The organism is Humitalea rosea (genome assembly GCF_003253705.1).
GTDB classification, from domain to species: Bacteria; Pseudomonadota; Alphaproteobacteria; order Acetobacterales; family Acetobacteraceae; genus Humitalea; species Humitalea rosea.
On sequence record NZ_QKYU01000029.1, the window covers coordinates 31,428 to 57,587 of the forward strand.

33 protein-coding genes are annotated in these 26,160 nt (G+C 69.0%); 10 read left to right on the plus strand and 23 right to left on the minus strand.

The window, feature by feature from the left end:
* Positions 1 to 18 precede the first annotated feature (18 nt).
* Complete coding sequence (locus C8P66_RS20025; RefSeq protein ID WP_111400063.1) at positions 19 to 1,092, plus strand: mandelate racemase/muconate lactonizing enzyme family protein; 1,074 nt, start codon at positions 19 to 21, stop codon at positions 1,090 to 1,092.
* Here the strand turns inward: C8P66_RS20025 and C8P66_RS20030 are convergent, their stop codons facing one another.
* The 11 genes from C8P66_RS20030 to C8P66_RS20080 form a co-directional block, all read right to left on the minus strand.
* Positions 1,093 to 1,485: a hypothetical protein gene (locus C8P66_RS20030; protein ID WP_111400064.1), complete on the minus strand. Its 393-nt coding sequence runs from the start codon at positions 1,483 to 1,485 to the stop codon at positions 1,093 to 1,095.
* Positions 1,448 to 2,149 (minus strand): ABC transporter ATP-binding protein, encoded by a 702-nt coding sequence (locus tag C8P66_RS20035; protein WP_111400065.1) that lies wholly within the window; start codon positions 2,147 to 2,149, stop codon positions 1,448 to 1,450. Before C8P66_RS20035 ends, C8P66_RS20030 begins: the two co-directional genes overlap by 38 nt.
* A gap of 5 nt (positions 2,150 to 2,154) precedes the next feature.
* Positions 2,155 to 3,288 carry an ABC transporter permease gene (locus C8P66_RS20040; protein WP_111400066.1) on the minus strand — a complete coding sequence of 378 codons (1,134 nt, stop codon included), beginning with the start codon at positions 3,286 to 3,288 and terminating at the stop codon, positions 2,155 to 2,157.
* Positions 3,285 to 4,436, minus strand: coding sequence for an efflux RND transporter periplasmic adaptor subunit (locus C8P66_RS20045; RefSeq protein WP_158537327.1), 1,152 nt, complete (start codon positions 4,434 to 4,436; stop codon positions 3,285 to 3,287). The genes C8P66_RS20040 and C8P66_RS20045 overlap by 4 nt, the downstream gene beginning before the upstream one ends.
* A gap of 29 nt (positions 4,437 to 4,465) precedes the next feature.
* Complete coding sequence (locus C8P66_RS20050) at positions 4,466 to 4,849, minus strand: group II truncated hemoglobin (RefSeq protein WP_111400068.1); 384 nt, start codon at positions 4,847 to 4,849, stop codon at positions 4,466 to 4,468.
* A complete protein-coding gene (locus C8P66_RS20055) occupies positions 4,846 to 5,313 on the minus strand; it encodes a methyltransferase family protein (protein WP_211314215.1) in 468 nt (155 codons plus the stop codon). The genes C8P66_RS20050 and C8P66_RS20055 overlap by 4 nt, the downstream gene beginning before the upstream one ends.
* Before the next feature lie 35 nt (positions 5,314 to 5,348).
* A complete protein-coding gene (locus C8P66_RS20060) occupies positions 5,349 to 5,822 on the minus strand; it encodes a Dps family protein (RefSeq protein ID WP_111400069.1) in 474 nt (157 codons plus the stop codon).
* 38 nt (positions 5,823 to 5,860) lie between these two features.
* A complete protein-coding gene (locus C8P66_RS20065) occupies positions 5,861 to 6,514 on the minus strand; it encodes a peroxiredoxin (protein ID WP_111400070.1) in 654 nt (217 codons plus the stop codon).
* Between the two features lie 157 nt (positions 6,515 to 6,671).
* Positions 6,672 to 6,800, minus strand: coding sequence for a DUF2474 domain-containing protein (locus C8P66_RS20070; protein WP_111400071.1), 129 nt, complete (start codon positions 6,798 to 6,800; stop codon positions 6,672 to 6,674).
* The gene (gene cydB / locus C8P66_RS20075; RefSeq protein WP_111400072.1) at positions 6,800 to 7,804 is read right to left on the minus strand and encodes a cytochrome d ubiquinol oxidase subunit II; all 1,005 of its coding nucleotides are present in this window, start codon (positions 7,802 to 7,804) and stop codon (positions 6,800 to 6,802) included. The genes C8P66_RS20070 and cydB overlap by 1 nt, the downstream gene beginning before the upstream one ends.
* A complete protein-coding gene (locus C8P66_RS20080; protein WP_111400073.1) occupies positions 7,801 to 9,228 on the minus strand; it encodes a cytochrome ubiquinol oxidase subunit I in 1,428 nt (475 codons plus the stop codon). Before C8P66_RS20080 ends, cydB begins: the two co-directional genes overlap by 4 nt.
* A gap of 101 nt (positions 9,229 to 9,329) precedes the next feature.
* Between C8P66_RS20080 and C8P66_RS20085 the strand changes: the two genes are divergently transcribed.
* A complete protein-coding gene (locus C8P66_RS20085) occupies positions 9,330 to 9,803 on the plus strand; it encodes an RrF2 family transcriptional regulator (RefSeq protein ID WP_211314216.1) in 474 nt (157 codons plus the stop codon).
* Here the strand turns inward: C8P66_RS20085 and C8P66_RS20090 are convergent.
* Positions 9,764 to 10,105 (minus strand): ArsR/SmtB family transcription factor, encoded by a 342-nt coding sequence (locus C8P66_RS20090; RefSeq protein ID WP_111400075.1) that lies wholly within the window; start codon positions 10,103 to 10,105, stop codon positions 9,764 to 9,766. The two genes, C8P66_RS20085 and C8P66_RS20090, sit on opposite strands and share 40 nt — an antisense overlap.
* A gap of 61 nt (positions 10,106 to 10,166) precedes the next feature.
* Between C8P66_RS20090 and C8P66_RS20095 the strand changes: the two genes are divergently transcribed.
* Genes C8P66_RS20095 through C8P66_RS20120 form a run of 6 tightly spaced genes read left to right on the plus strand, consistent with a single transcriptional unit; the run spans position 10,167 to position 14,722 of the window.
* The gene (locus C8P66_RS20095; protein ID WP_111400093.1) at positions 10,167 to 10,385 is read left to right on the plus strand and encodes a YgaP family membrane protein; all 219 of its coding nucleotides are present in this window, start codon (positions 10,167 to 10,169) and stop codon (positions 10,383 to 10,385) included.
* A 1-nt stretch (position 10,386) separates the two neighbouring features.
* Positions 10,387 to 10,815, plus strand: coding sequence for a YeeE/YedE family protein (locus C8P66_RS20100; protein ID WP_111400076.1), 429 nt, complete (start codon positions 10,387 to 10,389; stop codon positions 10,813 to 10,815).
* Positions 10,816 to 10,823: 8 nt separating this feature from the next.
* On the plus strand, positions 10,824 to 11,279 hold the full coding sequence (locus C8P66_RS20105; RefSeq protein ID WP_111400077.1) for a DUF6691 family protein: 456 nt from the start codon (positions 10,824 to 10,826) through the stop codon (positions 11,277 to 11,279).
* 30 nt (positions 11,280 to 11,309) lie between these two features.
* Complete coding sequence (locus C8P66_RS20110; RefSeq protein WP_111400078.1) at positions 11,310 to 12,203, plus strand: MBL fold metallo-hydrolase; 894 nt, start codon at positions 11,310 to 11,312, stop codon at positions 12,201 to 12,203.
* 45 nt (positions 12,204 to 12,248) lie between these two features.
* Positions 12,249 to 13,922: a bifunctional protein tyrosine phosphatase family protein/NAD(P)/FAD-dependent oxidoreductase gene (locus C8P66_RS20115; protein ID WP_111400079.1), complete on the plus strand. Its 1,674-nt coding sequence runs from the start codon at positions 12,249 to 12,251 to the stop codon at positions 13,920 to 13,922.
* On the plus strand, positions 13,919 to 14,722 hold the full coding sequence (locus C8P66_RS20120; RefSeq protein ID WP_111400080.1) for a sulfite exporter TauE/SafE family protein: 804 nt from the start codon (positions 13,919 to 13,921) through the stop codon (positions 14,720 to 14,722). The genes C8P66_RS20115 and C8P66_RS20120 overlap by 4 nt, the downstream gene beginning before the upstream one ends.
* A gap of 159 nt (positions 14,723 to 14,881) precedes the next feature.
* Here C8P66_RS20120 and C8P66_RS20125 read toward each other — a convergent pair whose 3' ends face one another.
* The 11 genes from C8P66_RS20125 to C8P66_RS23650 form a co-directional block, all read right to left on the minus strand.
* Positions 14,882 to 15,118, minus strand: coding sequence for a PIN domain-containing protein (locus tag C8P66_RS20125; RefSeq protein ID WP_211314217.1), 237 nt, complete (start codon positions 15,116 to 15,118; stop codon positions 14,882 to 14,884).
* 71 nt (positions 15,119 to 15,189) lie between these two features.
* Positions 15,190 to 15,501, minus strand: a complete 312-nt coding sequence (locus C8P66_RS20130) for a DUF4387 domain-containing protein (protein ID WP_111400094.1) — start codon at positions 15,499 to 15,501, stop codon at positions 15,190 to 15,192.
* A 14-nt stretch (positions 15,502 to 15,515) separates the two neighbouring features.
* Positions 15,516 to 16,904: an acyclic terpene utilization AtuA family protein gene (locus C8P66_RS20135; RefSeq protein WP_111400081.1), complete on the minus strand. Its 1,389-nt coding sequence runs from the start codon at positions 16,902 to 16,904 to the stop codon at positions 15,516 to 15,518.
* Positions 16,905 to 16,970: 66 nt separating this feature from the next.
* Complete coding sequence (locus tag C8P66_RS20140) at positions 16,971 to 17,957, minus strand: sigma-54 interaction domain-containing protein (RefSeq protein WP_111400082.1); 987 nt, start codon at positions 17,955 to 17,957, stop codon at positions 16,971 to 16,973.
* 28 nt (positions 17,958 to 17,985) lie between these two features.
* On the minus strand, positions 17,986 to 19,020 hold the full coding sequence (locus C8P66_RS20145) for a C45 family autoproteolytic acyltransferase/hydolase (RefSeq protein WP_158537328.1): 1,035 nt from the start codon (positions 19,018 to 19,020) through the stop codon (positions 17,986 to 17,988).
* Positions 19,017 to 19,997, minus strand: a complete 981-nt coding sequence (locus C8P66_RS20150; protein WP_111400084.1) for an ABC transporter ATP-binding protein — start codon at positions 19,995 to 19,997, stop codon at positions 19,017 to 19,019. Before C8P66_RS20150 ends, C8P66_RS20145 begins: the two co-directional genes overlap by 4 nt.
* Positions 19,994 to 20,971 carry an ABC transporter ATP-binding protein gene (locus C8P66_RS20155; RefSeq protein ID WP_245903696.1) on the minus strand — a complete coding sequence of 326 codons (978 nt, stop codon included), beginning with the start codon at positions 20,969 to 20,971 and terminating at the stop codon, positions 19,994 to 19,996. Before C8P66_RS20155 ends, C8P66_RS20150 begins: the two co-directional genes overlap by 4 nt.
* The gene (locus C8P66_RS24535) at positions 20,968 to 21,852 is read right to left on the minus strand and encodes an ABC transporter permease (RefSeq protein ID WP_111400086.1); all 885 of its coding nucleotides are present in this window, start codon (positions 21,850 to 21,852) and stop codon (positions 20,968 to 20,970) included. The genes C8P66_RS20155 and C8P66_RS24535 overlap by 4 nt, the downstream gene beginning before the upstream one ends.
* Positions 21,849 to 22,856, minus strand: a complete 1,008-nt coding sequence (locus tag C8P66_RS20165) for an ABC transporter permease (protein ID WP_111400087.1) — start codon at positions 22,854 to 22,856, stop codon at positions 21,849 to 21,851. Before C8P66_RS20165 ends, C8P66_RS24535 begins: the two co-directional genes overlap by 4 nt.
* Before the next feature lie 13 nt (positions 22,857 to 22,869).
* Positions 22,870 to 24,375 (minus strand): ABC transporter substrate-binding protein, encoded by a 1,506-nt coding sequence (locus C8P66_RS20170; RefSeq protein ID WP_245903697.1) that lies wholly within the window; start codon positions 24,373 to 24,375, stop codon positions 22,870 to 22,872.
* 363 nt (positions 24,376 to 24,738) lie between these two features.
* On the minus strand, positions 24,739 to 25,080 hold the full coding sequence (locus C8P66_RS23650; protein WP_146422989.1) for a c-type cytochrome: 342 nt from the start codon (positions 25,078 to 25,080) through the stop codon (positions 24,739 to 24,741).
* A 73-nt stretch (positions 25,081 to 25,153) separates the two neighbouring features.
* Between C8P66_RS23650 and C8P66_RS20180 the strand changes: the two genes are divergently transcribed.
* The gene (locus C8P66_RS20180; protein ID WP_111400090.1) at positions 25,154 to 25,726 is read left to right on the plus strand and encodes an alcohol dehydrogenase catalytic domain-containing protein; all 573 of its coding nucleotides are present in this window, start codon (positions 25,154 to 25,156) and stop codon (positions 25,724 to 25,726) included.
* Position 25,727: 1 nt separating this feature from the next.
* Positions 25,728 to 26,039, plus strand: a complete 312-nt coding sequence (locus C8P66_RS20185; RefSeq protein WP_245903698.1) for a hypothetical protein — start codon at positions 25,728 to 25,730, stop codon at positions 26,037 to 26,039.
* The last annotated feature ends 121 nt before the right edge of the window (positions 26,040 to 26,160 follow it).

The window sequence follows — 26,160 nt, forward strand, 5'->3', positions numbered from 1 at the left end:
GGCGATAGGGCAGCAGACATGAAAATCATCCGCATCGAAACCCGCATGCTCCGCAGCGCCTTCACCTATGGCGCGGGCAGCGCGGGGTTCGGCGGCAACCTCCGCCTGCGCGAGATCGAGACGCTGCTGGTGCGGGTCGAGACCGAGGATGGCTTGCATGGCTGGGGCGAGGGTTTTGGCTTCAGCCTGGGCGAAACGACGAAGGATGCGGTGGACCGGCTGATCGGCCCGGCCTGCATCGGCCTGGACGGCAGCGATATCGCGGGGGTGCAGCGCCTGCTGCTGCGCCGCTTCCACAATTTCGGCCGGCATGGACCGGTGCGCTACGGGATCTCGGCCATCGACGTCGCGCTATGGGACCTGGCGGGCAAGCGCGCCGGCAAGCCGCTGCATGCGCTGCTCGGCAACGGCGGCCGCGCGCGGGTTCCCGCCTATGCCAGCCTGCTGCGCTATGGCGAGCCGACTGTGGTGGCGGCCAATGTCGCCGAGGCCATCCGCCTGGGCTACCGCCAGATCAAGCTGCATGAGGTGGATCTGGCCTGCATCCGCGCCGCGCGCGCGGCGGCGCCGCCCGAGGTGCCCCTGATGCTCGACATCAACTGCACCTGGGAGCGGGTCGAGGAGGCGGTGGGCTTCTGTCGCGCGGTGGAGGGGATGAATATCCGCTGGGTCGAGGAGCCGGTCTGGCCGCCCGAGGATTTCGCCGCCATGGGCGCGGTGCGGGCGGCGGCGGGCTGCGGTATCGCGGCAGGGGAAAACCTCGGCGGGCCGGAGGATTTCGCCAGGCTGATCGCGGCGCGCGCGGTGGATTTCGTGCAGCCCAGCGTCACCAAGCATGGCGGGCTGACCGCCATGGTCGAGGTGGCGGCGATGGCGCGCGCGGCCGGCATCGCCGTGGTGCCGCACTCGCCCTATTTCGGCCCGGGGCTGCTCGCCACGCTGCACTGGCTCGCCGCCGCCGATCATGAGGAACCGCTGGAGATATACTTCGCCGAGTTGGCGACGCCCCCCTTCGGCGCCGCGCTGGCGGCGCAAGAGGGGTTCGTCACCGTGCCGGACGGCCCGGGTCTCGGGCTGGAGCCGGACATCTGATCAGCCGATCCCGGACAGGCGGTAGAAGCGCGCGGCGCCGCGCCAGAACAGGTCGGCCTTCTCCTCGGCGCTGGCGCCGGCGGCCAGGCGCTTGAAGCGTTCCAGCCGATGGCGCAGCCGTAGCCGCCCTTGCCGAAGGCTTCTCCGGCCATACTGAACGGCACGCCGCTGCTGCCGCAGTCGGGAGTTCGCGGCGGAGGTGTCCTGGGATCTGCCGAGCCTGGCGCCGGGGGCGACGTCGCTGATCGATGTGACGGTGAGCGGGCGCGGGCGGAGGATCTGGCGCAGGCGTCCCTGTCGGTGCGGGTGGCAAAGCGAAAGGTGCCACAGAGGCCGTTCGCAGCACGTCGTGCCATCACGCGGCGCGTGGCTGCTCCTGTTCAATCCGTCCATCGCGCAACGCCACCATGCGGTCGAAGCGATCAAAAATCTTCTCGTCATGCGTGACGACCAGGATTGCCGCCTGCTGTTCCCGCGCCACCTGCCGCAGCAAGTCCATGACCACGCGCGCGCGCTCGGAATCCAGCGCCGCGGTGGGTTCGTCCGCGAGAATGACCTGCGGCCGGTTGACCAGGGCGCGGGCGATGGCCACGCGCTGCGCCTCGCCGCCCGACAGCCGCGAGGGCATTGCCGAGGCGCGTTTGCCGACCTGGAGATAGTCGAGCAGCGCGCCCGCCCGCTGCCGCGCCGTGGTGCGGTCCACGCCATCCAGCGTCATGGCCAGCGCGACATTGTCGATGGCGTTCAGGAAGGGCAGCAGATTGTGGAACTGGAAGATGAAGCCGATCCGCTCCCGCCGCAGCCGGCGCAGATCTGGCACGCGCCAATGTCCCTCCCACACCGTCTCGCCACCGATGGAGAGCTTGCCGGCGGTGGGTTCCTGGATGCAGGCGATCAGGTTCAGCAGCGTCGATTTGCCGCTGCCGGAGGGGCCCTTCAGCCCGACCACCTCACCGGCACCAACCTGCAGGTCGACATCGGCCAGGGCGCGCACCGCGGTCTCGCCGGCGCCGAAGGTCTTGCACAGCTTCTCGACCTGCACGAGGGGGCCGGCCATGCGTCTCAGCCCCCCAACGCCTGTTGCGGTTCGATCCTGAGCGCGGCGCGGATCGAGACCAGACTTCCGAGCAGGCAGATCACGGCGACAACCACGGCCATGACCGCGACCTCCGCCGGGCCGAGCGCCACCGTGCGGGGGAAGACATCACGCGCGGAGAAGACGATCGCCACAGCGGCGACATAGGCGACACCACCCAGCAGCAGCGCCTGTTGCAGCACCAGGCCGATGATCGTGCGGTCCGGCGCGCCGATCAGCTTCAGCGTCGCGATCTCGCGCAGCTTGTCCATCGTCATTGTGTAGATGATCAAGGCGATGATGACGGCGGAGACGAACAGCAGCACCACCGTGAACATGCCGAGTTGCACGCGCGCGCGATTGACGACCGACAGGGTCAGCAGATCCGATTGTTCCTGATCCGTCAGCGCCGCCAGGTGCTTCCAGCGCAGCGCGGTCTCCGCCACCAGGGCAGGGTCCGCGTCCGGGTGCAGCCGGGCGATGATGGCGTTCACCGTATCGGTGCTGCCGCCGCCGGTGCTGGCGGCGATGGCCCGCCTTGCTGCCGCGGGCGCGAGGCGGAATTGCAGGTCCTGGCTGTCGCGCAACTGCATGAAGATCAGCGGATCGCCCCCCGAGGCCACCAGCCCGCGCGTGGTGCCGACGACATGGTAGCGATACCGGCCGAGCAGCAGCGTGGCGCCGAGCGGGAGGCCGGACCTGGCATCAGCCACGATCTCGAACCGCGTCCCACCCAGGCCGCGCCCCGTGGCAATGACGGATGGCCCGCCGGGCCGCCCAGGCTCATAACCGATGACCTGAACGCGGATGGTGCCCTGCGGCGCCTGGGCTTCGGCCGTGCGCAGCGTGATGGCGCCGGCCGCCGCCACGCCGGGCAGGCGCGCCACCATCTCCCGCACATCGCCCGGGATGCGCGAGGCTTCGGCGAAGGGGCCGCGCGTGCCGGATTCCACCACCCAGAGATCCGCGCGCAGGCTGCGCGACAGCGCCAGCGCCTCCGTCACCACACCCTGATAGATGCCGACCATCGACAATGCGACCGCCATCAGCAGGCCGAGCCCGAGGCAGGTCAGCACGAAGCGGCCGAGCTTGTGGCGGATGTCGGCGAGCGCGAGGTTCACGGCGCCGCCACCGCGCGCGCCGCCCTGCCCACGGCGAAGCGCGAACCGACCTGACTCACCAGCGCGACATCCTCCGGCAGGCCATCCGTGATCGCCACCCGCCCATCGACCAGCCGCGCCGCGATGGTCACGCGCCGTTGCGCGAGCCGCCCATCCTCGATCGTCCAGACGGTGCCGCCGGCGCCGTCGAAGCCATGCAGCGCCTGTTCCGGCAGCAGCCGGGCACGCGGCAGGCGTGCTGTCTCGATCACGACCTCGGCCTGCTCGCCCACCACGGGCATGGTGGGACAGGAGCGGCAGCGCAGAAAGACGCGGCGCTCCTCCGTGACGCGGTCAGCCTCCAGCCCGATGCGGACGATCTGCGCCTCGATCGGATGGCCCGGGCGGCTGCGTACGGTGACCATGCCGGTTTGGCCGAGCGCCAGGTCACCGGCGCGGCCCTCATCGATGAAGGCCTGCATCCAGATGCTCTCGGGGGCGACCAGGGTGAACACCGCCTCGCCCGGATTGAGCGCCGTGCCCGCCTCACGCGACCGGGCGATCACCATGGCATCGAAGGGCGCGCGCAGCGTGTGCTTCTCCAGCGTGGCGCGTTCCGTCTCCAGATTGGCGCGCGCCTCGGCCTGGGCGGCGCGCGCCACGGCCGCATCAGCGGCGTTCACCAGAAGATCGACACGCGCCAGCTCCTGCTCGGTCTCGGCGAGTTCCGCGACCTCCTGGCTGCCCACGCCACGGCTCGCGAGGTCGCGCCGCCGCCGCGCCGTGGCCTGCTTCTGGGTGAACTGCGCCGCCGCGCGCTCACGCTGCGCGTCGGCCCGCGCCGCAGCCGCATCGGCCGAAAGCACCGCGGCCTCGGCGCGGGCGAGGCGCGCCTGCTGGCTGATCGGGTTGAGGCGCGCGAGCACGGCGCCGGCCGCAACGCGATCGCCGTGGTCCGCAGCCAACTCGATGAGCGTGCCGGGCACTTCGAAGCCGACGCGCGAGAGCACCTGCGCCTCGATCGCGCCAAGGCCGAAGACGGTGACCGGCACATCCTGCTGAAAGGCGGCGACGGGTACGGGCAGCGCGCGCTGCCGCGTATACCACCAGAAGCCCCCGGCGGCCGCGGCGACGACAAGCCCGGCCATGGCGAAACGGAGAACGCGCACGCCGCCAGTTCCTCTTTTCCTCATGCCCACTATCCTACACCGCGATTCTGCATGTGGTGGGCAAGTTTCCCGATCTGCGGCAGCACATCATGGCCGAGCGCCGCGTCCTCGACCTCGTCCTTCCAGGCGCGATGGAAACACAACAGCCAGCCACGGACCTCCTCGGCGCCGATCCGTGCGTGCATGTGGCGGCGCCGCAGCATCGGATGTCCATGGCGTTCGACGTAGAGCGGTGGACCGCCAAGCCATCCCGACAGGTATTCGAACAGGCGCTGCTCGGCATTGGCCAGGTTTGGCGGGTGCACGGCGCGGCAGGCGGCGGCCTCCGGCAGCGTGTCCATCAGCACATAAAAGCGGTGCGTGAAGCGTTGGATGCCTGCCTCGCCGCCCATCCGGTCATAGGGCGTCGTCATCGTCCGAACCACCTCGCGGTCTGCCGGCTGTAGGCGTCCCAGGCCGCGCCGAAACGCGCCGCCAGATGGGCTTCCTCCCGCCGGATCGCCAACTGCGTGACCGCCAGCGCGGCCACCAGCGCGGCCGGCAGGAACCAAGGGTTGGCGAAGGCCAGCGCGGCCCCCGTCATGGCGAGCGTGTTGCCGAGGTAGATCGGGTTGCGCGACCAGGCGAAGGGGCCGTTCGTGACCAGCGCCGTCGCCGCGCGATGCGGCAGGATGTTGGCGCGCTGGCGCGACATCGTCACCATCGCGGCGATGTCGAGCGCGAGCCCGGCCAGCAGCACGGCCCAGCCGAGTGCCGCCCAGATCGGCGCGCGCAGCCATTCCGGCCCCGGCAGCACGACGCCCAGCCCCACCGCCGCGATGGCCGCCACGCCAAACAGGATCGGCGGCCAGGGGATGCGGTTGGGTGCGAGGATCACGCCAGGGCCTGTCATGGCATCATGGCGCTGATCCGTCACAGCGCCGGCACGTCCTCGCTCAGCATCGCGCGCAGCATCCAGGCCGTCTTTTCATGGCTGGCGATGCGCTGGGTCATCAGGTCCGCCGTGACCGGATCCGCGGCATCCTCGGCAGCCGTGAGCGCCGCCTTGGCGCTGCCGGCAACGGCGAGGTGGCCATCGAGGGCCGCCTCGATCATCGCGCGCGCAGCGGGCACGCCCTCGGTCTCGGGCAGCGTGCCGAGGGCCGCGATCGCGCCGAGCGAGCCCGGCGCCGTCTGCCCGAGCGCACGGATGCGCTCGGCGATGGGGTCGAGCGCCTGCCACAGCTCATTGTACTGTTCCTCGAACATCTGGTGCAGCACGCGGAAGCGCGGGCCGCTGACGTTCCAGTGAAAGCCATGCACCTTCATGTAGAGGCGGAACGTGTCGGCAAGAACGGCGCTGAGGGCATCCGCGGTGTGGGCGGCGCGGTCGTTGATGGCGGACATGGCGAATTCCTTTCGTGATGCGGGGGGCTGCGTGGCACTCACAAGGCACGCTTGGAGAAATACCAGTCGGTCGTCTCATAGCCTTCGTTGACGCGCTTCGCCGCGGCCGCGGCGGTTTTGGGCGGCGGCACGATCACCTTTTCGCCGGGCTGCCAGCCTTCGGGGGTGGCGACGCCATGCGCGTCGGAGGTCTGCAGCGCGGTCAGCAGGCGGAGGATCTCCTCGATGCTGCGGCCATTGCTCATCGGGTAGTAGAGCATCGCCCGCAGCACGCCCTTGGGATCGATCAGGAAGGTCGCGCGCACGGCCTGCGTATCGGCGGCGCCCGGATGCACCATGCCGTAGGCGCCGGCCACCTCCATCTTGATGTCCTCGATGATCGGGAACGGGATGGCGACGCCGAACTTCTCCTCGATGTTCCGCACCCAGGCGAGATGCGCGAAGAGGCTGTCGATCGACAGGCCGAGCAGGTCGCATTTCAGCGCCGCGAACCGATCATGGGCGCGCGCGAAGGCGATGAACTCGGTGGTACAGACCGGCGTGAAATCGGCGGGGTGGGAGAACAGCACCAGCCATTTGCCGCTGTAGTCGGCCAGGCTGCGGTCGCCATGTGTGGTGTGCGCGCGGAAGTCGGGGGCGGCTTCGTTCAGGCGCGGCAGACCGGTGTTCAGCCCAGTGTTCGACGTTGTCATAGTCTTGCTCCTATCTTTTATAGAGTTCGTATTTACGATTATTCTAATATATAATCCAACAAATAATTCTCGTCGAAATGATCGAACATCTCGTTGATCGGCGTGGCGCCTACCGTCTCGCCCCTGCGTCAGGCACGTCGTTCGGAAACCCGCCCGGTCATCGGAGCGCGAGCTTGATGGCGAAGCCGATGATGCCGAGGCCGACCACGCTCCCTGCCCAGAGCGCGGCGAACCACGCGAGCCTGACGCCCAGTGAGCCGGCAGATCGCGGATGCGGGGCGGCCATCAGTGGTAGCCCCCCGCGGCGTTCACCTTCCCGCGGAACACCCAATAGGCGTAGGCGGTATAGGCGAGGATGATCGGGATCAGCACCACGCCACCGACCAGCAGGAAGGACAGGCTGTTGTCCGGGGCCGCTGCTTCCCAGATCGTCACGGAATTCGGCACGAGATGCGGGAAGAAGCTGATGCCGAGCCCCACGAAGCACAGCACGAACAGCAGCAGCGAAGCGAGGAAGGGCATCGCCTCGCGCCGCTCGGTCAGGCCGCGCAGCAGCAGGTAGCCAGTGCCCAGAACCGCGAGCGGCACCACGCCCACCAGCAGCACCTGCGGCCACGCGAACCAGCGCTGCATGTAGATCGTGTTCAGGAGGGGCGTCCAAAGGCTGACCACGCCGATCAGCAGCAAGGTCGCGGGCGCCACCCAGAAGGCGATGTCATAGGCGCGGCGCTGCACATGGCCCTCGGTCTTCAGGATCAGCCAGGTGGCGCCGAGCAGCGCGTAGCCGATCACCAGCGCCACACCGGTAAGGATGCTGAAGGGCGTGAGCCAACCCCACCAGCCGCCGGCATAGGCGCGGCCCACCACCGGAATACCCTGCACCAGCGCGCCGAGCGCCACGCCCTGCGCGAGCGCCGCGAGGGTCGAGCCACCCGCAAAGGCCCAGTCCCAGAGAAACTTGCCGCGCTGCGTCTTCCAACGGAACTCGAAGGCGACGCCGCGGAACACCAGCGCCAGCAACATCACGATGATCGGCACATAAAGCGCCGACATGATGATGGAATAGGCCAGCGGGAAGACCGCCAGCAGCCCGCCGCCGCCCAGCACCAGCCACGTCTCGTTGCCGTCCCAGACAGGGGCGACGGAGTTCATCGCCTCATCGCGATGGGGCTCGCCGCGGATCAGCGGAAACAGGATACCGACGCCAAGATCAAAGCCGTCGAGCACAACATAGGCCAGCACCGCGAAGGCGATCAGCCCGGCCCAGATCAGGGGAAGATCGAGCGTCATGAGGAGGCTCCCTGTTCCGTGGCCGGCAGGACGTGTGTTGCCGCCATCACCGGCCCCGGCATGATGCCGCCGGCGCGGATCGGCTGCTCGGGCGGCAGGCCGGTTTCGTGGCCATGCACCGGCTGGTTCATCAGCCGCAGGATGTAGAAGGTGCCCGACCCGAACAGCGCGAAATACACGACGATGAAGGCGATCAGCGAGGAGGCGACCGCCGCCGCCGCGATCGGGGAGGCCGAGTCCGCCGTGGTGAGCAGGCCATACACCGTATAGGGCTGGCGCCCGACCTCGGTGACCATCCAGCCGGCCAGCACCGCGGCGAAGCCGGAGGGGCCCATCAGGATGGCGGCGCGGTAGAGCCAGGGCGCGTCGTAGAGCTTCCGGCGATAGCGCATCCACAGGCTCCAGACACCGAGGCCCAGCATCGCGAAGCCGATGCCGACCATCACCCGGAAGCTCCAGAACACGATGCCGACGGGCGGGCGCTGGTCCGCCGGCCATTCATTGAGGCCGCGCACCACGCCATCCCATTCATGCGTCAGGATGAGCGAGCCGAGGTTGGGAATGGCCACGCGATAGTCGATGCGGCCCGCGGCGGCATTGGGGATGCCGAACAGCACCAGCGGCACGCCGGCATGGGTCTCGAAATGCCCCTCCATCGCCGCGACCTTGGCCGGCTGGTGCTCCAGCGTGTTCAGCCCGTGGAAGTCGCCGGCCATGATCTGCACGGGCGCCACGATCGCGGCCATCCACATGGCCATCGAGAACATGACGCGCGCCGCGGCATGGGTGCGGTTGCGCAGCAGATGCAGCGCGCCCACGGCGCCCACCACGAAGGCCGTGGTCAGGTAGGCGGCCAGGACCATGTGCACCAGGCGATAGGGCAGCGAGGGGTTGAAGATCACCGCCCACCAATCGGTGACGACGAACTGCCCGACATCGTTCATGGCGTATCCGGCCGGCGTCTGCATCCAGCTGTTCACGGCCAGTATCCAGAAGGCCGACATGAAGGTGCCGAGTGCCACCATCAGCGTCGCCAGAAGATGCAGCTTCGGCCCGACGCGCTCACGCCCGAACAGCATGACGCCGAGGAAGCCCGCTTCGAGGAAGAAGGCCGAGAGCACCTCATAGCCCATCAGCGGGCCGATGACGGGGCCGACCTTGTCGGAGAAGACGCTCCAATTCGTGCCGAACTGGTAGCTCATGACGATGCCGGAGACGACGCCCATGCCGAAGACGACGGCGAAGATCTTCTTCCAGTAGTTGAACAGGTCGAGGAAGACCGCGCGCGCGGTCGCGAGCCAGAGACCGTTCAGCACGGCGAGGAAGCTCGCAAGGCCGATCGAGAAGGCGGGGAAGATGATGTGGGCGCTGACGGTGAAGGCGAACTGGAGGCGTGCCAGCGTCAATGCGTCAGAGGAATCCATGGCAATCCCCGCTTCAAATCATCATCGATGATGCAGGATATTGCCCGATCCTGGGAAAAGCAATACTCTCGATAGAGGTTTATCGTGCCGAAGGATCGACCTTGCGCCTCACCCAGTATTCCAACTTCACGCTCCGGACCCTCCAGCTGGTGGCGGTCCGCGCGCCCGAGATCGTCACCGTCGATGACGTCGCCCGGGCGCATCGCATCTCCAAGGCGCATCTGGTCAAGGTGGCCGGCGAGCTGGCCCGGCGCGGTTATATCGAGACCATCCGCGGGCGGCGCGGCGGCATGCGCCTGGCGCGGCCGGCGGAGCAGATCACGGTCGGCGAGATCATCCGCTGGACCGAGGCGCCGCTGGAGCTCGTGGAGTGCTTCAACCCCGAGACCAACACCTGCCCATTGCTCGGTGTGTGCCATCTCTCGCGTGGCCTGCAGCGCGCTTTGCGCGCATTTCTCTCGGTTCTCGACGATCTGACCATCGCCGACATCGCATTCAACCGGACCGCCCTGCTCGACCGGCTCGTGCGCGCGGATCAGCCGGCGCCGGCGCTGCTGCCGGCCGGCGCGCAGTAGAGGCGGTACAGCGTCTCCAGGATCGCGCCGACCTCAGCGCTGACCAGGCGGTAATGGATCGTCTGGCCGTCGCGCCTGGTCTCGACCAGCCGCAGGTCGCGCATCCGGGCCAGGTGCTGCGACAGCGCGGCCGGGGCCAAGCCGACAAGCTCCGCCAGTTGGCCGACGGATTTTTCGCCCTCCAGGAGGTGGCACAGCGCCATCAGCCGCTTGGCGTTCGCCAGCGCCGAGAGCATCCGGGCGGCCTCCTCGGCCTTGGCTTCGAGCGCCACAAAAGGCGCATCCAGAGTGTCTGTTTTCATCTTGACACCTTAGCATTTGCGCAGATATGAATCCAGCAGCAATCCGCTGGAGGATCACACCATGGCCAATATCGGTTCCCTCGATCGCGCCGTCCGCTTCGTGCTCGGCGCCGCGCTTCTCGCGGCCCCTTTCGTGCTGCCGGCGATGTTCGCCCCGCTCGGCCAGTGGCGGTTCGCCGTGGCCGGTGTCGGTGCCGTGCTGTTCGCCACCGCGGTCTTCCGCATCTGCCCGGCCTACATGCTGTTCGGCATCCGCACCTGCGCGATCGGCAAGGCGTGACATGATGGCCACCGACTTCACTCCGGTGGCCTCGCTTCTCGGCGGCGCGCTGATCGGCGCATCGGCCGTGATGCTGATGGCCGCCAAGGGCCGCATCGCCGGCGTCAGCGGCATCACGGTTCGGCTGCTGCCGCCCTACTCCGATAGTGAGTTCGCCGGGCGGCTTGCCTTCATCCTGGGCATCGTGGTGGCACCGCTCGTCGTCTTGCTCGTCACCGGCACGGCGCCGGTGCCGACCATCGAGACCGGCCCGGCGCTGCTGGTCCTGGCGGGGCTTCTGGTCGGCTTCGGCTCGGTCTGGGGCAATGGCTGCACCTCCGGCCATGGCGTCTGCGGCCTGTCGCGGCTGTCCGTCCGTTCGCTGGTGGCGACGCTCACCTTCATGGCGACCGCGATGGCCACCGTCTTCCTCACCCGTCACGTATTTTGAGGCCCGCCATGTCCGTCCTGGTGCAATTCGCCATCGGCCTGGTCTTCGGGCTCGGGCTGGTCATCGCCGGCATGTCCAACCCGGCGAAGGTGCTGAACTTCCTCGACCTCGCCGCCATACCGAGCGGCGGCTGGGATCCGAGCCTGGCCTTCGTCATGGCCGGCGCCATCGCGGTGACCTTCATCGGCTTCAGGCTGGTGCTGCGTCGTCCGCAGCCGATCTTCGGCGGGACGTTCCACCTGCCGAGCGCGACCGAGATCGACGCGCGGATCGTCCTCGGCCCGGCCATCTTCGGTGTGGGCTGGGGCCTCGCCGGCTTCTGCCCAGGCCCGGCCTTCACGGCGCTGACGACCGGCGGCAGCGCGGCGGCATTCTTCATCGTCGCGATGCTGCTCGGCATGAGCGGCGCCCGCTGGCTCGCCAATCGCCCCAGCGCATTGCTCCCCGCCACGCCACACGCCTAACGCAACAAGAAACCCGAGAGGAGATAACCCATGAACGCCATTCCCCATCGCGTCGAACTTGCGGTGAAGCCGGAGGTCACGGCCTTCTTCGACGCGCCGACCAACACCATCAGCTACGTCGTGAAGGACCCGGCCTCCGCCGCCTGCGCGGTGGTCGATTCCGTGATGGACATCGACTATGCGGCGGGCCGCATCACCCATGGCTCGGCGGACGCGATCATCGCGCATATCGAGCAGCACGGCCTGCGCCTCGAATGGCTGATCGAGACGCATGTGCATGCCGACCATCTCTCCGCCGCGCCCTACATCCAGGGCAAGCTCGGCGGGAAGATCGGCATCGGCGAGCAGATCACCGTGGTGCAGAACGTGTTCGGCAAGGTGTTCAACGAGGGCACCGAGTTCCGCCGCGACGGCAGCCAGTTCGACCGGCTGTTCAAGGATGGCGACACCTACGCGATCGGGGGCATGACCGCCTTCGCGCTGCACACGCCGGGCCACACCCCTGCCTGCATGACGCATGTGATCGGCGACGCCGCCTTTGTCGGCGACACGCTGTTCATGCCTGATGGCGGCTCGGCCCGTGCCGACTTCCCCGGCGGGGACGCGCGTACGCTGTTCCGCTCGATCCACCGCGTACTCAAGCTGCCGCCGGAGACGCGGCTGTTCATGTGTCACGACTACGGGCCGAACGGGCGCGACATCAAATGGGAGACGACGGTCGCCGAGGAGCGCGCGCACAACATCCATGTGAAGGATGGCGTGACCGAGGACGCCTTCGTTGCGATGCGCGAGGCGCGTGACGCCACACTCGGCATGCCGCGGCTGATCATCCCTTCGCTGCAGGTGAACATGCGCGCCGGCGCGTTGCCGCCGCCGGATGACAGCGGCACGCGCTTCCTCAAGGTCCCTGTCAACGTCCTCTGACCCAAGGTCGATGCGACGGCCAAGAAACACGTGAGAGAAACCGCCATGCAGGCCAAACCGATCAACGCAACCATCTCGGTATCGGAACAAATCATGCCGGACGCCGTCGCCGGCATCGCTGCGGCAGGCTTCAAAACGATCATCTGCAACCGGCCGGACGGCGAGGGCGTCGACCAGCCGGGCTTCGCCGAAATCGAGGCCGCGGCCAAGGCTGCCGGATTGCAGGCCGTCTATCAGCCGGTGGTCTCGGGCAAAGTGAAAGACAGCGACGCGGCGGCTTTCGGCACGCTGTTCGCCAGCCTGCCGAAGCCCGTCTTCGCCTATTGCCGCACCGGCACACGCTCCGCGACGCTCTGGTCGCTGTCGGAAGCGGCGCAGGGTAGGCCGCTGCCGGAGATCCTCGGCGCCACCAAGGCGGCCGGCTACGACATGGCTGCCGTCGCGCGTCGCATCGCCAATGGCGGGCGCACGCCCACCGATGTGGCCGATGCGACCCATACCGTCGTGATCATCGGCGGCGGCGCCGCGGGCGTCTCGCTGGCCGCCAGCCTGAAGTCGCGCCAACCCGAACTCGACATCGCCATCATCGACCCGGCGGAGATCCACTACTACCAGCCGGGCTGGACAATGGTGGGCGGCGGCATCTTCGACCCTGCGACCACGGCGAAAACCATGGCGTCGCTGATCCCGCCCGGCGTGCGCTGGATCAAGGCGGCCGTCGCCGCCTTCGAGCCCGAGAAGCGCTCCGTCATCCTCGATGGCTGCCGCGTGGTGAAATATACGGCGCTGGTCGTCGCACCCGGCCTCAAGCTGAACTGGGCCGGTATCGAGGGCCTGACCGAAACGCTTGGCCGTAACGGCGTGACGTCGAACTACCGCTACGATCTCGCGCCCTATACCTGGGAATGCGTGCAAGGCCTCAAGGCGGGCCGCGCGGTGTTCACCCAGCCGCCGATGCCGATCAAATGCGCCGGGGCGCCGCAGAAAGCGCTGTATCTCTCGGCCGACCACTGGCGGCGCGCGGGCCGGCTCAACGACATCTCGATCGACTTCTTCAACGCCGGCGCCGTGCTGTTCGGCGTCGCCGCCTATGTGCCGGCCTTGATGCGCTACATCGAGCGCTACCACGCCCAGCTGCATTTCCAGCATACGCTGACACGGGTCGACGGCCCGGCGCACCGCGCCTGGTTCAGCCGCACCGATGCGGATGGCAACAAGACCACAGTCGAGGCGGAATTCGACATGATGCATGTCGTGCCGCCGCAGACGGCGCCGGATTTCATCCGCGTCTCGCCGCTGGCCGATGCGGCGGGGTGGGTTGATGTCGATCAGGCGACGCTGCGCCACAAGACGCTTCCCGGAGTCTATGGTCTCGGCGATGCCTGCAACGCACCGAACGCGAAGACCGCCGCGGCGGCGCGCAAGCAGGCACCCGTCGTCGCGCACAACCTGTTGAAGGACCTCGGCGCCACCGCGGAGGCCGACGCGATCTATGATGGCTACGGCTCCTGCCCGCTGACCGTGGAGCGCGGCAAGATCGTGCTCGCCGAATTCGGCTATGGCGGCAAGCTGCTGCCGAGCTTCCCGGCATGGCTGATCGACGGCACGCAGCCGAGCCATCTCGCCTGGCTGCTGAAGGAGCGGATGCTGCCGCCGATCTACTGGCAGGCCATGCTGCGCGGGCGCGAATGGATGGCCAGCCCGGAACTGGCGCAATGACCTATGGCATCGCGGCGCTGGCGACCGGATCGGGTGGCCTGGTGGGGTTTGTCCTTGGGCTGATCGGCGGCGGCGGCTCGATCCTGGCGGTGCCGCTGCTGATGTATGTGGTGGGCGTCAGCTCACCGCATGTGGCGATCGGCACCAGCGCCGTGGCGGTGGCCGTCAGCGCCCTCGGCAATGTCATCGGCCATGCCCGCGCGGGCAATGTGAAATGGCCCTGCGCCCTGGTCTTCGCGGCCACGGGGGTCGCCGGCGCCGCGGTCGGCTCCAGCGTGGGCAAGCAGCTTGATGGGCAGAAGCTGATCGTTCTGTTTGGCGTGCTGATGGTGGCGATTGCCATGCTGATGCTGCGGCCGAAGAAGAGCCGGGGTGACGCAAAGGTGGTGCTGACCCGGGCGACCGCGAAGCACCTGCTGCCGAGGCTGGTCGGCATCGGGTTTGGCGCCGGGATGATGTCGGGTTTTTTCGGGATTGGGGGCGGCTTCCTGATCGTGCCGGGGCTGATGGCGGCAACCGGCATGCCCTTGCTGTTCGCGATCGGCTCGTCACTCGTCGCGGTCACCGCCTTTGGCATGACGACGGCGGCGAATTACGCGCTGTCGGGCTTCGTCGATTGGCCGCTGGTCGGGCTGTTCATCGCCGGTGGCCTGGGCGGCGGCGTGTTTGGCGGCAAGCTTGCTGGGTTTCTGGCGGGGAAGAAGCAGCTTCTGTCGCAAGTTTTTGCTGCCATCGTGGCCATCGTCGGGGTCTATGTGGTCTTCAAGGGGCTGGCTGCGCTGGGTATGTCTGAGCCATAGGAACGCACGGATTGCTTTCAGCACGATTACGCTCGCTGCTGCCCATGTTGGAACGCCATCTGGCCAGCATGCCCGCATCGTGAACATGGGGCGGCGCCCTCCCCCGTGGCGTCGGCCTTCGGATTGACCCAGGCCACGCCGACATCGCGGAAATGCCGCTCATTCGCGGTTGTCACCACCAGCCCATGCGCGGCCGCCGTCGCGGCCACCACCATGTCGAGCGCGCTGCGCGGCCTTCTCGTCGAAGGCCAGGATGCGCCCGGCAAAGAGCCCGCGCGGGCCTTCCGGACCGGCGAACCAGGCGTCGAGGTCTCGGCGGCGGCGCCCCGGTTCCTTCTCCAGGATGCCGCGACGGATCTCGGCGAGGGTGAGGGCCGGGCAGGCCGCGCAGGCCATGGTGCTGGCCGATGACCCGACCCGTGCCAGGGATCGGGTCACACAGGGATCGGGTCAGGTGTCGCCCGAGGTTATGGTACCTCGACGTCGAACAGCGGCGCGTATTGCTGCGACCCGAAGACATCGCGCTCGCCCGGGCTACCCGAGGGGCGTTCCCGCAAGATCGTGAACTTGATCGCATTGGCGGGTTCGAACACCACGAAGTCCGTCACGCGGCTTTCGGGGATACGCAGAAGGCCCGCGACGATGGCCGGCGAGAGCACATGCGCGTCGCGCACCCGTTCGAAATTGGCGCGCTCGCGGAAGATGATGTCGAAGGTGATATGATCAACCCCAGCATTCTTGCTGCGGATGGTGGAGGCCATGTCGCGCAGCGTGGCCATGTTGCGCCGGTCCATCATGCGGCCCTCCGCGCGGCGCCATCCACGGCGAGGAAGCGTGTGCGGAACAGCTCGCTCGGGTCGGACACCGGCATGATGTGGTTCAGCGTCCATTCGTAGCCGGGCTTGCCGGTCAGCACCTCATCGGACATCAACGCCGCGGCGCCGGCGGTGCCCTTCACCTCCGGCAGGCGGGCATAGAAGAGGTTGCGCGCGGCCAGGGCGCAGATCTCCTCCGCGCGCGTGCCGTCGCCGCACAGCGTTTCCACCACCACGCCGATCTCATGCGGCTGCATCGCAGGCGTGGGGTCCATCGGACCCATCACGCCGTCGCGGCCGTAGAGGTGATAGAACACCTGCCAGCCCGACTGCTCCGGCGCGCCGAAGCGTTCCGTGAGACGCGCCCGCGCCCAGGCGATCGCCTTGTCGATATTGGCGATCATGTAAGGGTCGCGCATGCCGACCACGGCCAGGCGGCGCTCGCCGACCTTGCCCGATCCTTCCAGCTTGGCCATCGGCTGCACCGCCGGCACGAAGCGCGCGCCCGAGGCGCGCGTGGTCTTCTCGTCGAGTTGTTCGTAGCGGCAGTCGCTCATGTCGACATGGCCGCTGACGACGGTCTCGCGGAACGGATCGCGCCGTTCGTACATCGCGTGGCTGGCCAGCGAGGCCGGGGTGCAGCGCTGCCCCGGATGCATGGCGGTGACGCGGATGTCGTCCTCACGGATGCGACCGAAGATGCTTTCCTTGCCCATGAAAGGCTCGCAGCAGAAGGAGGCGCATTCCATCAGCTTGCCGGCGTAATACGCCGTGGCCGGCGACAGGCCGGCATTCAGCAGCGGTGCGGCAAAGAGCGCGCAATCGCTGGCGCGGCCGGCGATCACCACCTCGGCGCCGGCGCCCAGCGCGGCGGCGATCGGCTCGGCGCCCATCACGGCGACGATGCGGTCGGTGCGCGCCAGGGTCGCGGCATCGGCATCCTTGCGCCCGTCAAGGCCGCGGATCGGCATGCCTCCCAACAGGCGCTGGCGCAGGGCGTCCACCGACTGCTCGGAATTGATCGCGGCAAGGCGGAACGGGGCGAGCCCGTGCTCGGCCGCGATGTCCTGGATCAGCGCGACATATTGCGCGACGCCGCGATCGGTGCCGGTGTCGGAGGCGGAGCCCACAATCATCGGCACACCCAGCCGCCGCGCCGCCAGCAGCATGATCTCGAGATCCTGGCGCTGCCAGGCGGCCGGGCTCGCCTGCCCGTCGGCGCCGAGAGCATAGGGCCCGATGTCGCAGGAGCCGGAATCGGCGATGATGAAATCCGGCTTCAGTTCGCAGCCCGCGAGGAAGCTGTCCTTCTCAAGCGGGGTGAATCCCAGGTGCCCGGTGGGGCACAGGATGGTGATCTCGGTCATGTCTTCCGACCTCTCCTGCCGCGACGGCGGCGTATCGGGACCGGCATTGCACGCTCCGTGCCAGCTTCAGGCGTCGGTTCCCACGGCGATGGCCATGCCAAGTTTCTGCATCTGGTGCCGCAAGGCATGGCGGGTCAGGCCGAGCCGCGCCGCGGCTCGCCCGTGCCGCCCGCTCGCCTCACGCAGCGCCGCCTCGACCAAACCCTTCTGGAACTGCTCGGTGGCGTCATGGAAGTCGAGGACGCGCGGCCCCTCCCCCTCTGCCGCCGGTGGCGCGCGGCCTTCCACCTCACGCAGGATGCGGTCCGGCAAATGCCGGGCGAGGACCTGCTCCTCGGTCTCCAGGATCGCGATGCGTTCGATGAGATTCTCCAGCTCGCGGACGTTGCCGGGCCAGGAATAGCGGCGGAAGACCTCGGCCACGCGGGGTTCCAGCCCGGTGATGCGCCGGCCGCAGCGCTCGCCATGATGGCGCAGGAAGGACTCCGCCAGCAGCAGCACATCATCGCCGCGCGCGCGTAGCGGCGGGATGTTCACCGGGACCACCTGCAAGCGCCAATAGAGGTCGTCGCGGAAGCGCCCCTCCTTCACCTCCGAGAGCAGGATGCGGTTGCTGGAGACGACGAAGCGCACATCCGCCGCCGTCTGCTTCACCGCGCCCAGCCGGCGGAAGCGTTGGGTATCCAGCAAAGTCAGCAACTTCGCCTGAAGCGGCAGCTCCATCTCGCGGATTTCGTCGAGAAAAAGCGTGCCGCCATTGGCGGCCTCGATCAGCCCCTGCTTGGCGCCGGCGGCGCCGGTGAAGGCGCCGCGTTCATGCCCGAACAGCTCGCTCTCCATCAGGCTGCCCGGGATCGCGGCGCAATTCACATCCACGAAGGGTTTTTGGGCGCGGGGCGACAGACGGTGCAGCATCCTCGCGACCAGCCCCTTGCCGGTGCCGGTTTCGCCATAGAGCAGCACCGTGCCGGCTGGGCTGACCGCGACGCGCGCAACCAGGGCGCGTACCGCGCGGATGCTCTCGTGTTCGCCGAGAAGTTCGGAATAGGCCATGCCCGCGCGGTCTCCAGATGCGTGGAGATTACGCCGAGGCGTGGATTTCGCGCCAGAGCATCCCGTCGGGAACAAAGCCCACCCAGTCCGCGGTGCAGGGCGGGCCGGCAGCGATGACGGCGCTGCGGCCGGCGCAATCCCAGACCGCGCCGGCCAGCGTCGGAGACGGGTCCGGGGCGTGGCGGCACAGTGCCACCGGCGCATGGGTGGCGAGCAGCGCCCGCGGCTCGCGCGCGGATTCCGCGGCCAAGGCAGCCTGGAGCAGCGCCAGGCGGCCTGCCGAATGCGGAACGGGTGCCAGCGGGTCCGGCGCGGCCGTGTAGTGGTTGGTGCGCGCGACCCACGCACCATGCGCCACGTCCACGCGACCATGGCGCAGTTCCACCGCCGCCGCGGCGCCGGTCGCATCGCCCAGCACCAGGCTGCCGCCGCCGGCATGCGGCAGGTCGGCGATCGCCGCCAGCGCCTGCGCCACCGTGGCGCAGGTCGCGAGCAGCCGGGTCATGAGGAAATAGCGCAGCAGCCCCGGCCCATGGTCGGCGGTGGGGATCTGGGTATCGGCCAGCGCCAGCCCGTCGCTGTTCAGCCCCGAGGACCAAGCCCCCGGCGCTCCCAGCGAGCCGAGGCAGAGCACCCGCCGCCCGCCCCAAGCGGGGTCGAGGTGGCAGAAGACGCGCTGCAGCCCGGCATGTTCCGGGCGGAAGTCGCGGTTCTTGGCAACCCGTCCGGCGGCGGCGAAGGCCGAGCAGCCATCGGTATCGGCCGGCGCGGCCGCGAGATCGGCAAGGCAGCCGAGATGGAGGAAATCGAAGACCTCGGCCGGATCGAGCGCAAAGCCCTCGGCGATGCCGGCGATCTCCTCCAGCGCCTCGGGCGCGAGGCGCGCTGTCGCGGCCTGCTGTGCCGCGAGGAAGCGGCGCATGCGCTCGTCACGGCCTGGCGCCTGGGCAAGGCGGGTGCGGATGGCCGCGCGCACCGCCTTGGCCTGGTCGGGGCAAGCAGCCGCTTGGCCACGCCCGCGCGCCCGCGCATCGCCGTGCAAGGTCACGAGCAAGCGGCTCACAACACACCCCCATCGTGCAGATGGCAGGCGGCCTGGTGTCCGGCGCCCAAATCCATGAGGCGCGGCGCCTGCCGCGAACACCGCGGCCCGGCCGAGGGACAGCGCGGATGAAAGGCGCAGCCGGGCGGCGGCGCCAGGGGCGACGGCAGGTCCCCGGCCGCCGCCCGCGCCGCCAGCGGTGCCGCGCCGATCCGCGGCACCGCCGCCAGCAACGCCCGCGTATAGGGATGCGCCGGGCTTTGCAGCACCGCGTCGCGCGGGCCTTCCTCGACGATGCGGCCGAGGTACATGACGCAGATACGGGCCGCGAGATGGGCCACCACCGCCAGATCATGGGAGATGAACAGCAGGGTCAGGCCAAGCTCGTCGCGCAATTCGCGCAGCAGCGCCAGCACCTGCGCCTGCACCGAGACATCGAGCGCCGAGACCGGCTCATCGCAGACCACGAAATCCGGCCTCAGGATCAGCGCGCGGGCGATGCCGATGCGCTGGCGCTGGCCCCCTGAAAACTGGTGCGGGTAGCGGTCCAGATGCGCGCGTGCCAGGCCGACGCGATCGAGCATGGCCAGGATGCGCGGTTCGGCGGCGCTGCGCCGCTCATGCAGGGCCAAAGGCAGCGTCAGGATCTCCCGCACCGTGCGTCGCGGGTTGAGCGAGGCATAGGGGTCCTGGAAGATGATCTGCATGCGCGCCCGCAGCGGGCGCAACGCCGGCTCCGGCAGCGCCGTGATGTCCTGGCCGTCGAAGATCACCTGCCCGGCCGTCGGCGCATGCAGGCGCAGCAGCAGCCGGCCGAGCGTGGATTTGCCGCAGCCGCTCTCGCCGATCAGGCCGAGCGTCTCACCGCGCGCGATGACCAGGTCCACGCCGGAGACGGCGCGCAGCACGCGGCCCGGCCGGCGGCGCAGCCGGTCAAGCAGCGGCGGCGGGATGTCGAAGCGGCGCTCGACGCCCCGGGCTTGGATCAGCGGGGTCATGGCGCCATCTCCGGGGCGCGGATGCAGCGCGAAAGCCGCCCTTCGCCGGCGGGCTGCAATGTCACCGGGGCCGCGCATTCCGCGATCGCCATGCCGCACCGGTTGCGGAAGCGGCAGCCGGGGTCGAGCCGCGCAAGGTCCGGCACCTGGCCGGGAATGGGGTGCAGCGGACGGTCGGGGTCCTCAAGCCGCGGCAGGCTTTCGAGCAAGCCGCGCGTATAAGGATGGCGTGGACGCGCGATCACCGCCTCGGTGGGGCCGCTTTCCACGACCTGGCCGGCATACATCACCATCACGCGCGGGCAGCGTTCCGCCACCACGGCCAGATCATGGGTGATGAGCGCCAGCGCCAGCCCATCCTCCCGCCGCAGCGTGTCCAGCAGGTCCAGCACCTGGGCCCGCAAGGTGACATCGAGCGCCGTCGTCGGCTCGTCGGCCACCAGCAGGCGCGGGCGGGCCGCGAGGGAGATCGCGATCATCGCGCGCTGCCGCATGCCGCCGGAGAATTGATGCGGGTAATCGTCCAGCCGCTCCGCCGCGGCGGGGATGCCGACGCGGGTCAGCAGCGCCGCCGCCTGCGCCCGCGCCGCCCGCATGTCGGGCGCGATGCGATGCGTCAGCAGCGTTTCGGTGACCTGGGTGCCGATGGTGAAGGCGGGGTTGAGTGCCGACAACGCATCCTGCATCGCCAGCGCCATCTGCCGCCCGCGCAGCGCGCGCAGCTCGGCATGCGGCAGGCGCCGCAGGTCACGGCCCGCGAACAGGATCTCGCCTGCCTCGATCCGCCCCGGGGGACGCAGCAGGCCGAGCACAGAGAGGAAGGTGACGCTCTTGCCCGAACCGCTCTCGCCCACGATGCCGAGGGCCTCGCCCTCGGCGATCTCCAGGTCCACGTCATCGGCGGCGACGACCGGGCCGCGCCGCGTCGGAAAGACGGTCCGTAACCCGCGAACGGACAGCAGGGGCGGGTTCACGCGCTGTGCAGCCGCGGGTCGAAGGCGTCGCGCAGCCCCTGGCTCGCGAGGTTGATCGCCAGCACCAGCATCAGGATGGCGAGACCCGGCAGGGTCGAAACCCACCAGGCATCCACCAGGAAGTCGCGCCCATCGGCCACCATGGAGCCCCAGGAGGGTGTGGGCGGCTGCACGCCAAGACCAAGGAAGGACAGCGAAGCCTCCATGATGATCACATAGGCCATGCGGAAGGTGGCGACGACGAGCACTGGCGACAGCACATTGGGCAAGATCTCCCGCAGCATGATATGGCCCGGCCCGGCGCCAAGGGCGCGCGCGGCCTCGACATAATCCTGTTCGCGCGCCGCCAGCGTCTCCCCGCGCACCACGCGGCAGGAGAACACCCATTCCTTGTAGACCAGCACAAGGATGATGTTGTGGAGCCCCGGCCCCATCATCGCCATCAGCCCGATCGCGAAGACAAGGTAGGGAAACCCGAGCAGGGTATCGACAAGGCGCCCGATGAGCGTATCGGTCCAGCCACGCAGATACCCCGCGGCCAGCCCCGCCAGCGTGCCGATCACCGCGGCGATGCAGATGACGATGGCGGCGACAAGCAACGACACGCGCGCACCGAACAGCAGCCGTGACAGGATGTCCCGGCCGAGGGAATCGCAGCCGAGCGGAAATCCCCATTCCCCGCCCTCCAGCCAGGCGGGCGGTTGCAGGCGACGGAACAGGTCGGCATCGGCCGGGTCATGCGGCGCGATCCAGGGGGCCGACAGCGCCGCCAGCACGAACAGCAGGATCACCGCCGCAGCGAGGAGCGCCGTGCGGTTCGCGCGAAACCGTTCGAGCCCGAGGCCCAGCGGCGACAGCGCGCCCGCCTCCGCAGCACTCACAGCCGCACCTTGGGATTGAGCCCGGTGTAGAGCAGGTCGGCGACAAAGTTCAGCACGACATAGGTCACGGCGTAGAACAGCACCGCCGCCTGCACCAGCGGGTAGTTGCGGGCAAAGATGCTCTCCACCACCAGCCGCCCGAGGCCCGGCCAGCCGAACACCGTCTCCACGATCATATTGCCGCCGAGCAGCGATCCCGTCTCGATCGCCGCCACGGTGACGACGGGGATCAACGCGTTCTTCAGCGCATGGCGCAGCAGCACCCGCCCACGCGACAGGCCCTTGGCCTCGGCGAAGAGGACATAGTCGGAGGTCAGCACCTCGGCCATGGCGCTGCGGACCACGCGTGCGAGCAGTGCCGCGGTCGGCAGGCCGAGCGTGATCGCCGGCAGCGCCAGATGCCGCAAGGCCGCGCCGAAGGCGTCCAGGCGCCCCGCGAGCAGCGTGTCGATCAGCAGGAAGCCGGTGATGCGCGCGACCTCCAGATCGAAGGATGTCCGGCCACCCACCGGGAAGATCCCCCACTGCACCGCGAAGAGCAGGATCAGCAGGATGCCGAACCAGAATCCCGGCAGGGACACGCCAAACAGCGAGATGGCCGAAAGCGCCCGGTCCATCCAGGTGTCCCGCTTCACCGCCGCGGCGACGCCGAGCGGGATCGCGACGGCAAGCGCGAGCAGGATGGCGGCCAGCGTGAGTTCGATGGTCGCCGGCAGCCGCTCGACCAGCACGTCCCAGACGGGGCGCCGATGGAAGAAGGAGATGCCGAAATCGCCGGTCAGCGCGCGCCCCAGGAAGATGAGGAAGCGCTCGGGCAACGGCCGGTCGAGGCCGAGGTCGTGGCGCAGCACCGCCGCCTGTTCGGGCGTCGCGCGGCTATCGGCCAGCATGATCTCGACCGGGTCGCCAGGGGTCAGCGTGATCATCAGAAAGACGATCAGGCTGACGCCGAGCAGGACCGGCAGGGTCTGGAACAGCCGCTCCAGCAGCCGGGAGGCCGTCACCGGGTCAGGTCACTCACCCGGCCAAACGGATGCGATGCAGGTTGATGCGGCTGTCGGCCTGCGGGCGCCAATGGGTGACGCGGCGCGAGACCCCGTAGATGTCCTGCGGCAGCCAGAGGAAAAGCCATGGCGCCTGGTCGGTCACGATCGCCTGGGCACGGCGGTACATCTCCGCGCGCCTGGCCTGGTCCGCCTCCGTCTCTGCGGCGTCCAGCAGCTGGTCGACCTCGGCGTTGCTGAAGCCCGCGGCATTGCCGCGACCGCCGCTGCGCAAGGTCGGCACCATGATGTCGGACGGGTCGAGCGCGCCATTGCCCCAGGAGGTCAGGTACATGTCCCGATCGCGCCGGCGCTCCGCGGCCTGCCACATCGGGCCCAGCACCGCGCCTTCCCAGATCTGGGCGCGGACGCGCAGGCCGGTGCGGGACAGCAGGGCCGCGATCGCCTCGGCGATCTCCTTCAGCGCCGCCGTGGTATCGATGACAAGCTCGGTGCCTTCGGCAACGCCCGCCTCGGCCAGCAGGGCGCGGGCGCGGGCGAGGTTGTAGCCATATTCCGGCAGATCGGCGGCGAAGGCGAAGGCGTCGGGGCTCATCACCCCGCGCAGCGCCGTCGCTGTGTTGTTCAGGATGCGACTGATGATCGCGCCCTTGTCGAGCGCGTGGTTCAGCGCGCGGCGGACACGGATGTCGTCGAAGGGCTTCCTGGCCAGGTTGAAGGCCACGAAGAAGCTCCGTGTGCCGTTGACCTTCATCACCTGCGCGGTCTGGCTTGCCTCCACCTGGCGCATGGCGGAGGCCGGAAGTTCGCTGATGATGTCCACCTCCCCGGCCAGCAGGCCCGCGACGCGCGTGCTGTTCTCGGGAATGACGCGGAAGATGGCGCGGTCGATCTGGGCCGGGCCGGTGCCCGGGATTTCCGTGCTGCCGCCATAATACGCGGCGAAGCGTTCAAGGATGATGGCCTCGCCCCGGCGCCATTCGGCGAGGCGGAAGGGGCCGCACCCATCGGGGCGCGTTTGCATGCCCTCCTGCCCGACACGGTCGAACTGTCGGCGATTAACGACCTCCTGGAACGGCACCATGGCCGGCAGGATCGGCCAGGGCGCGGCCAGATGCATGCGGACCGTGCGCTCATCCACGACGACGGTGTCCTGGAGCGGACCGAGCAGACCCTTGCGCGGGCTGGTCTGCCCGCCCATCGCGCCATCCTTCGCGAGGCGGTCGAAGGTGAACTTGATGTCGGCGGCGGAGAGCAGGTCACCGGACTGGAAACGGATATCGGGGCGCAGACGGAACTCGAAGGTGCGCGCGTCGATCTGGCGCCATGACTCGGCGATCTCGGGCTGGACCCGCATCTCGACATCTCGTGTCAGCAGGCCGTCGTGGATGTTGCGGATGATGTTTTGGGTGTCGCGATTGCGATGGTTCGCGGGGTCGAGCGTCAGGGCATCCTGCGCGACCCCGACGCGAACCTCCCGCGACCGGGCCTGCGCATAGGCCGGACGCGCGGCAGCCATGGCGGCGGCACCTGAGAGGAGCACTGACCTGCGCGTAACCATACCGGCTTCCCCCTCTGCTGCCCCGTCCCGGGCCGCCCGCGCGTCATGCGCAAGCGGCGACCGGGAAAGGCATCCCTGTTCACATTGACCCGCGGAACGACACTCTGCCGACACGTGACGCAAGGAAGGTGACAGCAAGGAGCATGCCAAGGCCCTTGGGATGGAACTCCGCGCCGCGCCCAGGCGCGGTGGCACGCTCGCTGGGCAAACTCGCGGGATTCTCACGCTTATGCGTGGCATTCGCGCCCATCCAACGGCCCGGCCTGTCCCGACGGGCAGGGCGGCGAGGGCCGGTGCCGTCCGATCGCACGCCGGCCGCCGCTAGTGGCGGTCGGCCAGCGACAGGATGTAGGTGATGAGATCGTCGGTCTGCTGCCGCGACAGATGAAGATCCGGCATCAGGTCGTGCGGCGTCCGGAGGAAGACGCGCAGCGACATCGCCGTGGTGGAGGGCATGGCCGCGATGGTCGGAAAGCCCGGCGTGGCATCGGTGGCTGTCCCCCGGCCGCCGGAGGTCACCGCATGGCAGCTTGCGCACCAGGTTTCGGCGAGACGCCTGCCGGCCTCTCCGTCACCCACGGGCTGTGCTGCCGCGGGAGCCACCCCGCCCAGCGTCATAGCCAGCGCAACGAAGCCTGCCACCACGCGCGGGACCCGCGTCATGGCCGCCCCTCCAGATTGCCGAAGATGCCGTCCCCAGTCATCGCTGCCTCCCGCCCGGTTCGAGGGGGGGAGGATGACCGCCGCCGCGGTCATCCTGCTTGACGCAGGTCAATCCAGCGGCGCAAACGCGCGAGGTGGCCGCCGCCGCTACATCGCGATCTCCGGCTCGGCGGGCTGGACGGATCTGCGCCTCGTGGATGGCGACCTGCCTGACCCGAAGCTGCCGATCATACCCGGGCACGAGATCATCGGCATCGTCGATGCGCTGGGCGATGGCGTGACGGATGCTGCCTTCGTCTCGCCGCTCGCCGGCTTTGACCATCCCGTTGCCGCGGCACCGCTGATGCGCGCGGGGCTGATCGGGTGGCGCGCGCTGCGCTTGGCCGGGACAAGCGGGTCGGATCGCCCTCCCGGGCCGAATTGTTGCCGACCCCTGATCCACATCAAACCTGCCCCGCGCAGAGCTGCTATCCTGCAAGGAGACATGGCAGGCCGCTGGGCCCGCCAGCATCAACAGGAGGCCCGTCATGTCGCATACGGCATCGCACGCCCCGGCGACGGAAGAACCCGCATCGCTCAAGCGAATCACCCTGCACCTCGCCCGCGGCCCGGGCTTTCCGGAGGGCAGCGGGCAGCACGGCTATGAGATGCTGGTCCCGCTTCGTCCGGACGGCCATCCCGACGCCTCGGGCTGCCGGAGCAGCCCGACCTGCTGCCACATACGGCGCTTCTGGGCCGGGGAGCCGGATCGGCTGGGCCGGCTGGAGCACCGGGCGGGGGGTGCCGACGGCGCGAGTTGGGTCATCGACTACGATGAGACCACGGCAACGGACGACGAGGCCGGCTACCGGTTCGATATCCATGCCTTTGTTCCCGGCGAATACGTCACCATCCGGGATCGCCATGGTCCGCACACCTTCCGCGTGGTCGCGGTCGAGGATGCGCCGGCGGGCGCCTAGCAGTCTGTCGGATTCACTTTGCCTTTCTGATTTGTCAAACTGCGGTTATGGCGACCTTCGTATCCTACAATCGCGACCAGGCATTCCTGTTGCCTCCGGACCTCAAGGCGTGGCTGCCCGA